General features: G+C 75.3%; 7 protein-coding genes and 2 pseudogenes. 3 read left to right on the top strand and 6 right to left on the bottom strand.

Translation table 11 applies throughout. From position 1 onward, the window contains the following. Positions 1-345: 345 nt before the first annotated feature. The 3 genes from ACFVGO_RS21080 to ctaD all read right to left on the bottom strand — a co-directional run bounded on the left by ACFVGO_RS21080 (position 346) and on the right by ctaD (position 3,756). Positions 346-1,065 (bottom strand): response regulator transcription factor, encoded by a 720-nt coding sequence (locus ACFVGO_RS21080; protein WP_359900914.1) that lies wholly within the window; start codon positions 1,063-1,065, stop codon positions 346-348. A gap of 209 nt (positions 1,066-1,274) precedes the next feature. Then, complete coding sequence (locus ACFVGO_RS21075; protein ID WP_359900911.1) at positions 1,275-1,808, bottom strand: hypothetical protein; 534 nt, start codon at positions 1,806-1,808, stop codon at positions 1,275-1,277. Positions 1,809-1,920: 112 nt separating this feature from the next. Beyond that, positions 1,921-3,756 carry a cytochrome c oxidase subunit I gene (gene ctaD / locus ACFVGO_RS21070; protein ID WP_380352263.1) on the bottom strand — a complete coding sequence of 612 codons (1,836 nt, stop codon included), beginning with the start codon at positions 3,754-3,756 and terminating at the stop codon, positions 1,921-1,923. A gap of 455 nt (positions 3,757-4,211) precedes the next feature. On the opposite strand from ctaD, the pseudogene ACFVGO_RS21065 reads away from it, so the two are divergent. Next, positions 4,212-5,156, top strand: a pseudogene (locus ACFVGO_RS21065) (BTAD domain-containing putative transcriptional regulator); the annotation flags it as partial. Positions 5,157-5,327: 171 nt separating this feature from the next. On the opposite strand, the gene ACFVGO_RS21060 reads toward ACFVGO_RS21065, so the two are convergent. Together ACFVGO_RS21060 and ACFVGO_RS21055 are read right to left on the bottom strand one after the other, a co-directional pair. Then, positions 5,328-5,990: a hypothetical protein gene (locus ACFVGO_RS21060; RefSeq protein ID WP_380633334.1), complete on the bottom strand. Its 663-nt coding sequence runs from the start codon at positions 5,988-5,990 to the stop codon at positions 5,328-5,330. Between the two features lie 241 nt (positions 5,991-6,231). Then, positions 6,232-7,392 (bottom strand): acyltransferase family protein, encoded by a 1,161-nt coding sequence (locus tag ACFVGO_RS21055; protein WP_380633332.1) that lies wholly within the window; start codon positions 7,390-7,392, stop codon positions 6,232-6,234. Positions 7,393-7,592: 200 nt separating this feature from the next. On the opposite strand from ACFVGO_RS21055, the gene ACFVGO_RS21050 reads away from it, so the two are divergent. Continuing rightward, positions 7,593-10,619, top strand: a complete 3,027-nt coding sequence (locus ACFVGO_RS21050) for a bifunctional [glutamine synthetase] adenylyltransferase/[glutamine synthetase]-adenylyl-L-tyrosine phosphorylase (protein ID WP_359896949.1) — start codon at positions 7,593-7,595, stop codon at positions 10,617-10,619. A gap of 77 nt (positions 10,620-10,696) precedes the next feature. On the opposite strand, the gene ACFVGO_RS21045 is transcribed toward ACFVGO_RS21050, so the two are convergent. After that, on the bottom strand, positions 10,697-11,665 hold the full coding sequence (locus tag ACFVGO_RS21045) for a phosphatase PAP2 family protein (protein WP_359896951.1): 969 nt from the start codon (positions 11,663-11,665) through the stop codon (positions 10,697-10,699). A 318-nt stretch (positions 11,666-11,983) separates the two neighbouring features. Between ACFVGO_RS21045 and ACFVGO_RS21040 the strand changes: the two are divergent. Next, positions 11,984-14,523: pseudogene (locus ACFVGO_RS21040) on the top strand (alpha-amylase family glycosyl hydrolase); the annotation flags it as partial. Between the last annotated feature and the right edge of the window lie 87 nt (positions 14,524-14,610).

The raw sequence follows: 14,610 nt of genomic DNA, 5'->3' as shown, positions 1-14,610 counted from the left end.
AACAGGTCGGCCGGACGGAACGGGCCGGTCGAGCGGAGCGGGGCCGTCGTACGCGACGGCCGGGGCGGCCGGACCGGGCAGAGCTGCCGGACCGGGCGGGGCTGCCGGACCGGGCGGGTCGTACGGGACGGGCCGGGGGGACGGGACGTGGTCGCGGTTCATGCGAGCGATGCTCGCCCGGGCCCGGGCCGGGCCGCGAGGGCCGATGGTCCCGGCCGGGCCCGGCGAGAGCCCCGCCCGGCGGGCCGTCGGCCCCGGGTCCCAGGCCCGGGACCGAAGGACCGTTCGGCCCCGAACGGCACTGCACCGCACCGAACGGGCACAGACAGTGCCGAACGGCCGGACTCAGCCCCGGCCGGTGCGCAGCACGGAGGGCTGCGCGGCCGCGGAGGCCTGGCGCAGCTCGGTGGCGATCAGGGCCGCCTGCACCCGCCGCTCGACGCCGAGCTTGGCGAGCAGCCGCGACACGTGGTTCTTGACGGTCTTCTCGGCGAGGTAGAGCCGCTCGCCGATCTGCCGGTTGGTCAGGCCCTCTCCGATGAGTTCGAGGACCTCCTGCTCGCGCGCGGTCAGGCCCGGTCCGGTGGTGACCGGCTGGGCGGGCTCGGCGTCGCTGCGCAGGCGGTTCAGGAGGCGGGTCGCGGCGCCGGGGTCGAGCATCGAACGGCCGGAGGCGACGGTGCGGACGGCGGCGACCAGGTCGGTCCCGCTGATCTGCTTGAGCACGTACCCGGCGGCGCCCGCCATCACGGCGTCCAGCAGCGCCTCCTCGTCGTCGAAGGAGGTCAGCATCAGGCAGGCCAGCCCGGGCATCCGCGAGCGCAGCTCACGGCAGACCGAGACGCCGTCACCGTCGCCCAGCCGGACGTCCAGCACGGCCACGTCGGGCCGCAGCGCGGGCACCCGGACGAGCGCCTGCTCGGCCGTCGCCGCCTCCCCGACCACTTCCAGGTCCGGCTCGCAGTCCAGCAGGTCGTGCACCCCGCGGCGCACCACCTCGTGGTCGTCCAGCAGGAACACCCGGACCGGCGCCGGGGCCCCGGCACCCTCCGTCTTGGTCGCCATCACGCGGCTCCACCTTCGTCGCACCCCCGCACACTCCCAGCGGGGCCCAGGGCATCATCCCCCGGACCCGGCCCGGGGACCCAGGGCCCAACGGCCCCATTCCGGCCGGGCCACACGGCCCGGGCCGGACCGGGACCGGGCCTGCGGTTCTCTTCAGGTCTCTTCAGGGTCCGCCGGGCCGCTCGGGAGGCGCGCCGGCGGAAGCGTCCTCAGCGCCCCTGCCGCCGGACGTTCCCGAGCCCCATCAGCAGGAAGGCGAGCGCGATGCCCGCGCCGCTGGCCGCCGCGAGCACCACCCGGGGCACGACCTCGCCGCCGCCGGACACCAGGATGGCGACCGCCCCGAGCGAGGCGACGGCCGCGCCGACCACCAGCCACCCGGCCAGGGCCAGGGCCGGCGGCCGGTGGGAGCGCGGGGCGGGGCCCACGTCCAGGGCGGCCCAGCGGGCCGCGGTCTCCTTCACCTCCCGGCGGCGGTCCCACAGGGCCCGCAGCCGCAGCGCCGTGCCGCCGACCAGTCCGGCGAGCGCGATCTGTGCGGCGGGCCGCCAGTCCGGCACGACGAGCAGCAGCCCGCCCGCGAGCGCGAGCCCGGCCCACCACAGCACGCAGGCCGCGGCGGCCGTACGGGTGGAGCGGGGCCGGTCGGCGCCGGCCTGGAGGTCGGCGATGGCGGGCAGGTACCAGACACAGCCGCTCGCGGTGAGGGCGGCGGTGCCGATGGCGAGAACGGTGTGGTTCACGACCCGGCCTTCCTGGTCACGAAGGGGTGGGGAGGGGAGAAGGGGAGAAATGGGCCGTCCCCGCCCGCCCGGGGGCAGCGACGCGGGCGGGGACGGCGTTCGAGGGGCGGGCTCAGCCGCCCGAGGAGGGTGAATCGGTGGACGCGGCGGCCTCGGAGGGCGGGGCCTTGACCGCGACGGCGGCGGCCGCCCGGTCCGCCCGGCTCAGCGGCCGGTCGTACTTCGTCGGCTCCACGTCGCCCAGGTGCGTGGCGGGCTTGCCGCTGTGCGCCAGGACGTCCATGGCCGCGATGTCCGGGTGGTGGAGGTCGAAGGCCGGGGATTCGGAGCGGATCCGCGGCAGCTTGACGAAGTTGTGCCGCGGCGGCGGGCAGGAGGTGGCCCACTCCAGCGAGCGGCCCCAGCCCCACGGGTCGTCCTCGGTGACCTTCTCGCCGTACTTGGCGGTCTTCCAGATGTTGTAGAGGAACGGCAGGATCGACAGGCCGAGCAGGAACGAGCCGATGGTGGAGAAGGTGTTCAGGGTGGTGAAGCCGTCCGAGTCCAGGTAGTCCGCGTACCGGCGCGGCATGCCCTCGGCGCCCAGCCAGTGCTGGACCAGGAAGGTCGCGTGGAAGCCGACCGTCAGGGTCCAGAAGGTGATCCGGCCGAGCCGCTCGTCGAGCTTCTTGCCGGTCATCTTCGGCCACCAGAAGTGGAAGCCGGCGAACATCGCGTAGACCACGGTGCCGAACAGCGTGTAGTGGAAGTGGGCGACCACGAAGTACGAGTCGGAGACGTGGAAGTCGATCGGCGGGGCCGCGAGCAGCACGCCGGTCAGGCCGCCGAACAGGAAGGTGACCAGGAAGCCGACCGTCCAGAGCATCGGTGTCTCGAAACTCAGCGAGCCCCGCCACATGGTGCCGACCCAGTTGAAGAACTTCACCCCGGTCGGGACGGCGATCAGGAAGGTCATGAACGAGAAGAACGGCAGCAGCACCTGCCCGGTGACGTACATGTGGTGCGCCCACACCGTCACCGACAGGCCCGCGATGGCCACCGTCGCGGCGATCAGGCCGGAGTAGCCGAACATCGGCTTGCGGCTGAACACCGGGATGACCTCGGAGACGATCCCGAAGAACGGCAGCGCCAGGATGTACACCTCGGGATGCCCGAAGAACCAGAACAGGTGTTGCCAGAGCATCGCCCCGCCGTTGGCCGGGTCGAAGACGTGGGAGCCGAACTTGCGGTCGCACTCCAGCGCCAGCAGCGCGGCGGCCAGCACCGGGAAGACCAGCAGCACCAGCACCGAGGTGAGCAGCACGTTCCAGCAGAAGATGGACATCCGGAACATGGTCATGCCCGGAGCGCGCATGCAGATGATGGTGGTGATGAAGTTGACGGCGCCGAAGATGCTGCCGAAGCCGGACAGCGTCACGCCCATGATCCACATGTCGGCGCCGACGCCGGGCGAGTGGATCGCGTCGGACAGCGGCGCGTAGAGGAACCAGCCGAAGTCGGCGGCGCCCCCCGGGGTCGCGAAGCCGGCCGCGGCGATCAGCGAGCCGAACATGAACAGCCAGTAGGACAGCATGTTCAGGCGCGGGAAGGCGACGTCCGGCGCGCCGATCTGGAGCGGCATGATCCAGTTGGCGAAGCCGGTGAACAGCGGCATGGCGAACAGCAGCAGCATCACCGAGCCGTGCATGGTGAAGGCCTGGTTGAACTGCTCGTTGGAGAGGATCTGCGTTCCGGGCCGGGCGAGTTCGGCGCGCATGACCAGGGCGAGGATGCCGCCGATCAGGAAGAACGCGAACGACGACACCAGGTACATGGTGCCGATCGTCTTGTGGTCGGTGGTGGTCAGCAGTCTGACCAGGGCCGAACCGGGCCTCCTGGCCCTGGCCGTCCCTGCTGGGAGGGCCGTTGGCGGTGAGGTGGGGTCGCCCTGTGCCTGGGTGGCGCTCAAGGACGCACTCCTTCGGAACGTCGTGCGAATGGATGGCGCTCCATGATCCGAACAGGCGCCCTCCGCGCCCCAGGGCCCTTCGGCCCGCCCGCCCGGGGCCGCTGGGCCCGAGTTCCCGGGCCCCGACCGGGACCTCCCGACCGCGCACCCGGGACCTCCCGGCCGCCCGCCCGGCGCCTCCCGGCCGCGCGTCCCGTGCCTCCTGACCGGCCGTCGGGTGGCCGCGTGCCCGGATCGCCGCCCGCTCGGGCCGCGCTCACCGCGGCGCGGAGCCCCGGTCGAGAACCGCCGGAACGCGCCCTTCCCCACCGTCCCGTACGCCCGCCCGGCGGCGCCCCGCGGGCCGCCCGTCCACCCGGCCCGACCGGGCCGCGCCACCCCGGCCGACCTGCCGGAACGGCGACCGCGCAGCCGTACGGACCCCACCGTCGACGCCCCGCCGCGGGGCCCCGGCCATGGGCCCGGGGGGAGCGGACCCGGCCGGTTCCGCGGCCTTCAGCGCCGATCGGCCGTCAAGTAGCCTGCGCCCACACCGCACCGCCGCACCCGCACCCGCACCCGCACCACGGCCGCCCCGCCGCCGGCAGCCCCGCCACCTGCCACCTGCCACCTGCCACCTGCCACACCGTTGCCGCGAACGCCCAAGCGCACGCCCAAGCCCACACCCACGCGCACGCCCACGCCCCGGAGGTACGCCGATGCCCCTGGCCCAGCCCGCCACCCCCGCCCGGCTGCGCTTCGCCGTCCTCGGCCCGCTCACCGGGGAGGCCGACGGCCGCCCGCTGGCCCTCGGGCCGCTGAAGCAGCGGCTGGTGCTCGCCGTCCTGCTGAGCCGCGCCAACACCGCCGTCCCGGTCGACCTGCTCACCGACGCGGTGTGGCCCGAGGAGCCGCCGCGCACCGCCCGGAAGAACCTCCAGGTCTACATCTGCACCCTGCGCACCCTGCTCGGCCGCGGGGACGGGCCCGACCGGCTGGTGCACTCGGCCGCCGGCTACCTGCTGCGGGTCGCCGAGCCCGAGTTGGACCTGCTGCGGTTCCGCGCCCTGGCCCGGGCCGGCCGGGCCGCCGCCGACGGCGGAGCGCTCGCCCCCGCCGCCCGGCTGCTGCGCCAGGCCCTCGACCTCTGGCAGGGCCCGCCGCTCGCCGACCTGCGCCGTTCGCCGGCCGTCGAGGCGGAGGCGGACCGGCTGGAGGCCCGCTGCCTGGGCGTCCACGAGGACTGGGCGGAGACCGAGTTGGAGCTCGGCAACCCCGGGGCCGTCGCCGAGGACCTCGCCGAGCTCGCCGAGCGCCACCCGCTGCGCGAGCGCCTCCAGGCCGCCCGGATGAACGCCCTGCACCTGTCCGGCCGCCAGGCCGAGGCGCTCGCCGTCTACGACACCCACCGCCAGCTGCTCGCCCGGGAGTTGGGGCTGGAGCCGAGCCCCGCGCTGACCGCCCGCTACCGGGAGCTGCTCGCCCGCGGCCGCTCCCTGCCCGCCGCCGCCCGCCCGGAGCGCGGCGCCGGGCCGAACGGCGTCGCGCTGCTGCCCGCCGACACCGCCGACTTCACCGGAAGAACCGACGAACTAAGCAATCTCGTCGACGAGTTGGGCGAGGGAGGCGGGCGCGTCGCGGTGCTGTCCGGCCCGGCCGGCTGCGGCAAGACCGCGCTCGCCGTGCACGCCGGCCACCTGCTCGCCGACCGCTTCCCGGACGGCCGGGTGCTGGTCCGGCTGCGCGCCGAGGACGGCACCGCCCGCCCGCTGCCCGAGGTGCTCGCCGAACTCGCCGTCCTCACCGGCCGCCCGGGCGCCGCACCCGTCGCGCCCGTCGCACCCGTCGGGACTGTTCGACTCGCCCCCGACCAAGGCCCCGACCACGCCCCCGAGCCCGGCCCCGGCGACACGGCCCGGGCGGCCGCCCTCTGGCGCGCCTCGCTCGCCGGGCGCCGGCTGCTGCTGATCCTGGACGACGCCCCGGGCGAGGCCGTGGTCCGCGAGCTGCTGCCGGGCTTCGGCCCGAGCGCCGTACTGGTCACCTCCCGCAGCCAGCTGGCCGGCCTCGCCTCGGTGCGCCGCGTCGCCGTCCCGCCGCTCGCCCCCACCGAGGCCCTGGACCTGCTCGGCCGGATCGTCGGCACCGGCCGGACCGGCGCCGACCGCGCCGCAGCCGCCCGGATCGTGGCCGCCTGCGGGCTGCTGCCGCTCGCCGTCCGGGTCGCGGGCACCCGGCTGGCCGTGCTGCGCCACCTCCCGCTCGCCGAGTACGCGGCCCGGCTGGAGGACCCGGCGGGCGCCCTGGACGAACTGGTCGCCGGGGACGTCACCGTCCGCGCCCGGCTGGACTCCGGCTGGCGCGACCTCACCGACCGGGGACGGCTCGCCCTGGCCCGGCTCGCCGCCCTGCCGCTCGCCCTGCTCTTCACCCTCCCCGAGGCCGCCGCCGCCCTCGGCCGGCCCGAGCGGCTCGCCCTGCGCACCCTGGAGGCGCTCACCGACACCGGGGCGGGGGGGGCCCCCCCCCGGGCGGGGGCCCCCCCCCCCCCCCCGCCGCGTCCCGGCCCCGGTCGGCGCCGCGCAGCAGCCGCTCGCAGGGGCGCTCCACCCAGCGGTACAGCACACCCGCGGCGGCCAGCGAACCGCCGGCCAGCAGCAGCCAGACACCGAACGTCGCGGCCCCCGGCGCCGGGCGGCCCTGGACGGACAGCCAGCAGCGGATGCCGATCTCGTGCACCAGGTACCAGGCGAACGACCACTCGCCGAGCCGGACGGCCGTGCGGCCCGCCAGCGGCCGGGGCGGGCACCCGGCGGCGTCGCGCCGGGCGGCGGCCGCCAGCAGGGCCGCGAACAGCGGCGCGGGGAGCAACTGGGAGGCGCTGTACGGGCCGTACCAGAGGGCGTCCGGGACGGCGGCGTGCCAGGGGACCAGCAGCAGGTGCCAGAGCGCCACGGCGGCGGCCGCCGGCAGGAGCCCCGGCCGCGCCGACCGCACCCGGGGGAGCGCGCCGTGCCGCACGGCCAGGCCGGTGACCACGCCGAGGACGAACTGCGGGGTCCTGGTCAGCGGCAGGTAGTCCAGCAGCCAGCCGCGCACCGCCGGGTCGGCGGGCAGCAGGGCGCCGGCCGCCCAGAGCACCGGGCCGAGCGCGGTGCACAGGGCCGCGAGCGGCAGCCAGGCGCGCCGGCGCGGGGCCAGCAGGCGCAGCAGCGGCGGGAACAGCAGGTAGAACCAGGCCTCGGCGCCCAGCGACCAGGAGGCCGGGTTGCCGCCGTACACGGTGGGCAGCGCCCACGGGTGCACCAGCGCCAGCGACCAGAGCGCGGCCACCACCGGCAGCACCGCGCCGATCGCCGCGTCCGCACCCAGGGACAGCACGGTGGTCAGCAGGTGCAGCGGCCAGATCCGGGCGAAGCGGCGGCGGGCGAAGGTCAGGGCCCCGGCCGGGGTGGACGAGGCCCCGTACGTCCAGGCCAGCACGAAGCCGGAGAGCACGAAGAAGAACGTCACACCCGAACGGCCGTACCAGGCGAGCGGGCCGAGCACCGGAAGCGTGCCCACCTTGTGGGAGAGGTGGTAGAGCACCACCAGCAGGGCCGCCCAGAAGCGCAGCCCGGTGAGCGAGGGCAGGCGGGCGGGGCCGGTCGTGGGCATCGGCGCTCCGGGGGAGGGGGCGGGGCCGCGGGCAGGGCTGCGGCGCCCGGCTGAACGAGCGCGGCCGGGACGAGGTCACGCCTACGGCGGTCGAGGGGCCGGCCGTGTCCACCCGGCGGGCGCGTCCGGCGGCGGACACCGGGGGCGCGTAGCCTGCTAGGGCCCTGAGGACGCGGGTGCGAGGACGGACGGAGGGGTCGATGGCGGTCGAGGAGCAGCGGGCCGGGAGCCGGGTCAGCCGGCCGGAGAACCGGCTGGTCCGGCGCGGGTTCACCGACCCGGCGCGGGCGGTGCGGCTGCTGGAGGGCCCCGGGCTGGAGGGCCTGGCCGACGACCCGCTGCTGCTGGACGCGCTCGGCGCCACCGCCGACCCCGACCTCGCGCTGCTCGGCCTGGCCCGGCTGCTGGAGGCCGCCGACGAGGCCGACCGGCACACCCTGCGCGACACCCTCACCACCTCCAAGCCGCTGCGCGACCGGCTGCTCGGCGTGCTCGGCGTCTCCACCGCGCTCGGCGACCACCTGGCCCGGCACCCGCACGACTGGCACGTGCTGGTCACCTTCGAACTGCGCGACATGCACCCCGGCCCGGAGGACTTCCGCCGCGCCCTCGCCGAAGGCGTCCGGGACGACGCCCTCGGCCCCGCCAACGCGCTGCGCGTCGCCTACCGCCGCTGCCTGCTCGCCATCGCCGCCCGCGACCTCACCGGCACCACCGACCTCGCGCAGACCGCCGCCGAACTCGCCGACCTGGCCGGTGCCACCCTCCAGACCGCCCTGGACCTCGCCGCCGAGCAGGACCCGGAGGCCGCCGCGGCCTGCCGGCTCGCCGTGATCGGCATGGGCAAGTGCGGCGGCCGCGAGCTCAACTACGTCTCGGACGTGGACGTGGTCTTCGTCGCCGAGCCGCGCGAGGGCGTGGACGAGCCGGAGGCGATCAGGGCCGCGACCCGGCTGGCCGCCGCCCTCACCCGGCTGTGCGCGGACACCACCGGCGAGGGCACGATCTGGCCGGTGGACGCCAACCTGCGCCCCGAGGGGCGCAACGGCCCGCTGGTGCGCACCCTCGCCAGCCACCTCGCCTACTACCAGCGCTGGGCCAAGACCTGGGAGTTCCAGGCGCTGCTCAAGGCCCGCCCGGTCGCCGGGGACGCGGAACTCGGCGCCGCGTACGTCGAGGCGCTCGCCCCGATGGTCTGGCAGGCCGCCGCCCGGGAGAACTTCGTCGCCGACGTGCAGCAGATGCGCCGCCGGGTGGTCGACTCCATCCCGGCCACCGAGCTGGACCGCCAGCTCAAGCTCGGCCCGGGCGGGCTGCGCGACGTCGAGTTCTCCGTGCAGCTGCTCCAGCTGGTGCACGGCCGCACCGACCCGGCGCTGCGCAGCGGCAACACCCTGGAGGCGCTGGCCGCCCTCTCCCGGGGCGGGTACGTGGGCCGGGCGGACGCCGCCTCGCTGGACGCCGCGTACCGCTTCCTGCGCTCGCTGGAGCACCGCATCCAGCTGTACCGGCTGCGCCGCACCCACCTGATGCCCACCGCCGACGAGGACCTGCGACGGCTGGCCCGCTCGCTGGCGGCGCTGATCAACGACGACACCCGCGCCGACCCGGTGGCCGCGCTGCAGCGCGAGTGGAAGCGGCACGCGATGGAGGTCCGGCGGCTGCACGAGAAGCTGTTCTACCGGCCGCTGCTGGACGCCGTCGCCGAACTGCCGCAGGGCGCCACCGGGCTGAGCCCGGACGCGGCCCGGGCCCGGCTGGAGGCGCTGGGCTACGCGGATCCGGCGGCCGCGCTGCGGCACCTCAGCGCGCTCGCCTCCGGGGTGAGCCGCAAGGCCGCGATCCAGCGGACCCTGCTGCCGGTGCTGCTCGGCTGGTTCGCCGAGTCCGCCGATCCGGACGCCGGGCTGCTCAACTTCCGCCAGGTCTCCGACGCGCTCGGCCGCACGCCCTGGTACCTGCGGCTGCTGCGGGACGAGAGCGCCGCCGCCGAGCAGCTGGCCCGGGTGCTGTCGGCCGGCCGGCTCGCCCCCGACCTGCTGCTGCGCGCCCCCGAGGCGGTGGCCATGCTGGGCGATCCGCGCGGCCTGGAGCCGCGCGGCCGGGCGGCGCTGCAGTCGGAGGTGCTGGCCGCCGTCGGCCGGGCCGGGTCCACCCACGCCGCGGTGGCCGCCGCCCGCTCGGTGCGCCGCCGGGAGCTGTTCCGCACCGCCGCGGCGGACGTGCTCGGGCGGCTCGGGGAGGACCCCGCCGAGGCGCTGGACACCGCGGGGGAGGCGCTCACCGCGCTCAACGCCGCCACCCTGGGCGGCGCGCTGCGCGCCTGCGTCGCCGGGTGGGAGGCCGAGCACGGGGACCTGCCGACCCGGATCTCGGTGATCGCGATGGGCCGCTTCGGCGGCCACGAACTGGGCTACGGCTCGGACGCGGACGTGCTCTTCGTCCACGAGCCGCTGCTGGGCTCGCTGGAGGAGGAGGCGGCCCGGGCCGCCCAGGCGGTCTGCCACGAGCTGCGCACCCAGCTGGGCGCGCCCTCCACCGAGCCGCCGCTGCTGGTCGACGCCGACCTGCGGCCGGAGGGCCGCAGCGGCCCGCTGGTGCGCACCCTGGCCTCGTACGCGGCCTACTACCGGCGCTGGTCGCACGCCTGGGAGAGCCAGGCGCTGCTGCGGGCCGAGCCGGTGGCCGGGGACGAGGAGCTGGGCGCGCGGTTCCGGCAGCTGATCGACCCGCTGCGCTACCCCGGTGGCGGGGTGCCGGAGCGGGACCTGGTGGAGATCCGCCGGATCAAGGCGCGGATCGAGGCCGAGCGGCTGCCGCGCGGGGCCGACCCGACCACCCACACCAAGATCGGCCGGGGCGGGCTGGCGGACGTCGAGTGGACGGTGCAGCTGCTGCAGCTCCGGCACGGGCACGAGCTGCCGGCCCTGCGCACCACCCGGACCAGGGCGGCTCTGGCGGCCGCCGCGCGGGCCGGGCTGGTCGGGTCGGAGGACGCCGAGGTGCTGGACGCGGCCTGGGTGCTGGCCTCCCGGGTGCGGGCGGCGGTGATGCTGGTGCGCGGCCGGCCCGGGGACAGCTTCCCGGGGGAGGCCCGGGAGCTGGCCGGGGTGGCCCGCTACCTCGGGTACGGCTCCGGGCACAGCGGCGAGCTGCTGGACGACTACCGGCGGATCACCCGGCGGGCCCGGGGGGCGGTGGACCGGCTGTTCTACGGCTCCGGCTGACGGGCACGCGAAAGGGGCCCCGTGCGGGACCCCTTCGACGTTCCGGGCGGCCGGCGTGGCGGGCCGGCGCGGCGCCGCTAGCGGCGTGCGCTGCTGACCGCGGGCTCGCTCCACTGCTCGGGCACGGTGACCGGCTGCTCGGCCGCCGTCTCCCGGGCGGGCACCCTGGGGAGTTTGTAGACCCACTCGTGGTAGAGCCAGCGGGCGGCGAGGAAGCCCACCGCCAGGCAGAGCTCGCCGCCGACGGCGTCCATCCAGAAGTGGTTGGCGGTGGAGACGATGACCACCAGGGTGGCGGCGGGGTACAGCAGGCCGAGCACCCGGACCCACGTCCGGCGGGCCAGGAAGAAGATCGCCAGGCCGCACCACATCGACCAGCCGATGTGCATCGAGGGCATGGCCGCGTACTGGTTGGAGACGTGCGCGGCGGGCCCGGAGGCCATCGAGCCCCAGGTCCCGTGGACCTTCACGGTGTCGATGAAGCCGCCGTCGGTCATCAGCCGGGGCGGGGCCAGCGGGAAGAAGTAGAAGCCGACCAGGGCGATCCCGGTGGTCACGAACAGCACGGTGCGGGCCGCGACGTAGCGCCCGGGGTGGCTGCGGTAGAGCCAGACCAGCACGCCGATCGTGATCACGAAGTGCAGTGTCGCGTAGTAGTAGTTCATCCCGGTGATGAGCCACCCGACGCTGTCCACGGCGTGGTTGATCGAGCGCTCGACGGCGATGCCGAGGTGCTGTTCCAGGTCCCAGATCCAGCGCGTGTGCTTCTGGGCTATCGCTTCCTGTTCGGGAACCGCGTTGCGCACGATCGAGTAGATCCAGTAGCTGATCCCGATCAGCGCCAGTTCGAACCAGATCCGCGGTCTGGCCGGCGACCGGCGCTGGGCGCCGATGCGGCCGCGCAGGACGGCGGTACGGGACTGTGCGGCACGGGTGGCTCCATCGGGCAGGCGGCCGGGGAGGGCCTTCGCTGCTTCGGAACCGCCACCACTGGCCGCGTCGGCGCGCCCGGCGTCGCCTCGCTGGATCTCGGTCGGTTCCCCCATGGACGGCAAGTCTGCCAGACCGCTCGTAGCCGTCCGCTCATCCTCTGGAAGTGGATTCTTCACCGGCTGTCCCCCTTGAGGGCTAGGGGCCGGCTCCCACCGGGGTAGGGGGTGCTCTGGGGTTCGGTGCGTACCGGTGGGACGGACATACGTCCCATTGTCACGCCCGTCGCTCCGAGGGAGTAATCGGGGTGGTCGGAGACGGTCGCCCACCTGGAAATTTCCCGGCACGAAACGGTTTCAGCATCTTGCTGAAACATATTGCAGGCCGCTAGCTTCCTGGGAAATCGATCGCCCCTTCCCCTAAGGGAGCCCTCAGTGGCCGATGCCCCGCTCCGTCCCCGACGGAGCACCGCCCGACGAACCACCGGCCGCCGCAGACCGCCGGGCCGCACCGCCGTCCTGCTGGCCGCCGCACTGACCGCCGCCACCCTCGGCGGCGCCCCCGCGGCCCTCGCCGCCGCCCCGCCGGCCCCGCCCTCGGACGCCGCGCTGGCGGCCACCGCAGGGCGGCACGACCTCACCCGCGAACAGTTCTACTTCGTCCTGCCCGACCGCTTCGCCAACGGCGACGCCGCCAACGACGGCGGAGGCATCACCGGCGGGCGGCTGGAGAACGGCTTCGACCCCGCCGACAAGGGCTTCTACCACGGCGGCGACCTCGCCGGGCTGATCCAGCGGCTCGACTACATCCAGGACCTCGGCACCACCGCGATCTGGATGGCCCCGATCTTCAAGAACAAGCCCGTGCAGGGCAGCGGGGCCGACGCCTCGGCCGGGTACCACGGCTACTGGATCACCGACTTCACCCAGGTCGACCCGCACTTCGGCACCAACGAGCAGCTCAAGGAGCTGATAGCCAAGGCGCACGCCCGCGGCATCAAGGTCTTCTTCGACGTCATCACCAACCACACCGCCGACGTCGTCGACTACGCCGAGAAGCAGTACGGCTACCGCTCCGCCGGCGCCTACCCGACGCTCGACGCGGACGGGAACCCGGTGGACGAGACCGCCGTCGCCGACGCGGGAGCCCCCTGGCCGCGGACCACCAAGGACTCCTTCCCCTACACCCCGGTCTTCCGCACCCCGGCCGACGCCGGGGCCAAGACCCCGTCCTGGCTCAACGACCCGGCGCTCTACCACAACCGGGGCGACTCGACCTTCGTCGGCGAGTCCGCCACCGAGGGCGACTTCAGCGGCCTGGACGACCTCGACACCCAGAACCCCAAGGTGGTGAAGGGCTTCGAGAAGGTCTACCAGCAGTGGGTCAAGGACGCCGGCGTGGACGGCTTCCGGATCGACACCGTCAAGCACGTCAACATGGCCTTCTGGCAGCAGTGGGCGCCCGCCCTCAAGGACTTCGCCGCCAAGCAGGGCAACAAGAAGTTCTTCATGTTCGGCGAGGTCTACTCCGGGGACCCGGCGGTCACCTCGCCGTACGTCACCAAGGGCAGGCTCCAGGCCACCCTGGACTTCCCGTTCCAGGGCGCGGCCCGCTCCTACGTCTCCCAGGGCGGCTCGGCGCGCGGCCTCGCCGACGTCTACGGCCAGGACTACCGCTACACCGGCGCCGACACCGACGCGTACGAGCTGCCGACCTTCCTCGGCAACCACGACATGGGCCGCTTCGGCTCCTTCCTGCTCGCCGACAACCCGGGCGCCGACGACGCCACGCTGCTGAAGAAGGACCGGCTCGGCAACGAGCTGCAGTTCCTCACCCGCGGCCAGCCCGTCGTCTACTACGGCGACGAGCAGGGCTTCACCGGCGCGGGCGGCGACAAGGACGCCCGGCAGGACCTGTTCGCCTCGAAGACGGCCTCCTACAACGGCGACCGGGTGCTCGGTGGCCCCTCCGGCCCGGCCGACCGCTACGGGCAGGGCGGCGAGCTCTACCAGGGCATCGCCGGGCTGGCCCGGCTGCGCCGCGACAACCCGGCACTGGCCGACGGCGCCCAGGTCGAGCGGTACGCCGCCGACGGCGCGGGCGTGTACGCCTTCTCCCGGATCGACGCCGGGCAGCAGGTCGAGTACCTGGTCGCGGTCAACAACGCCGCCGAGGCGAAGACCGTCACCCTGGACACCTTCTCGGCGGGGACGGGCTTCGACCGGATCTACCCGTCCGCGGGGGACCGGATCACCAGCGGCGCCGACCGCAGGGTGACCGTCACCGTGCCGGCGCTGTCCTCCGTCGTGTTCAAGGCGGGAGCCCGGCTCGCGGCCGTCGGCCCGGCTCCGCAGCTCGCGGTGCGGCCGCCGGCGGACGGTTCGAGCGGACTCGTCACGGTCGGTGCGAAGGTCGACGGCGGTGGCTTCGACCGGGTGAGCTTCGCCGCCCAGATCGGCAACGGGCCCTGGCAGACCCTCGGCACGGCCGACAACGGCGTCTACAAGGTCACCCAGGACCTCGGCGCCGTCGCCCCCGGCACGGTGGTCCGCTACAAGGCCGTCGTGCAGGACTCCGGCGGCCACCTGCGCTCCGCCACCGCGAGCTTCACCACCGGCGCCCCCGCACCGAAGCCGGCGCCCACCGCGGGCTCCCGCCCGTACGCCGTCGTCCACTACAACCGGCCGGACGGCGACTACGACGGCTGGAACCTCTACGCCTGGGGCGACCTCGCCGACGGCGAGGCCACCCCGTGGCCGGCCGGGCACGCCTTCACCGGGCGGGACGCGTACGGCGCCTTCGCCTACGTGCGGCTGAAGCCCGGCGCCTCGGACGTCGGGTTCGTCGTGGAGAAGGACGGCGTCAAGGACGTCGACGCCGACCGGCACCTCGACGTCGGCAGCACCGGGGAGGTGTGGCTCAAGCAGGGCGACCCGGGGGTGCGTGCCGCCCCCCCCCGCCCGGGCAACACCCCCCCCCCCAACCCCCCCATCCCCCCCCCCCCCCCCACCCCCCGCAACCCCCCCAAACTGGGACCCCCCCACCCTACCCTCCCCCCCCC

Source organism: Kitasatospora sp. NPDC057738 (assembly GCF_042798815.1).
In the GTDB taxonomy this organism is placed as follows: Bacteria; Actinomycetota; Actinomycetes; order Streptomycetales; family Streptomycetaceae; genus Kitasatospora; species Kitasatospora lactacystinica.
This window is presented reverse-complemented; position numbering and strand designations above follow the sequence as displayed.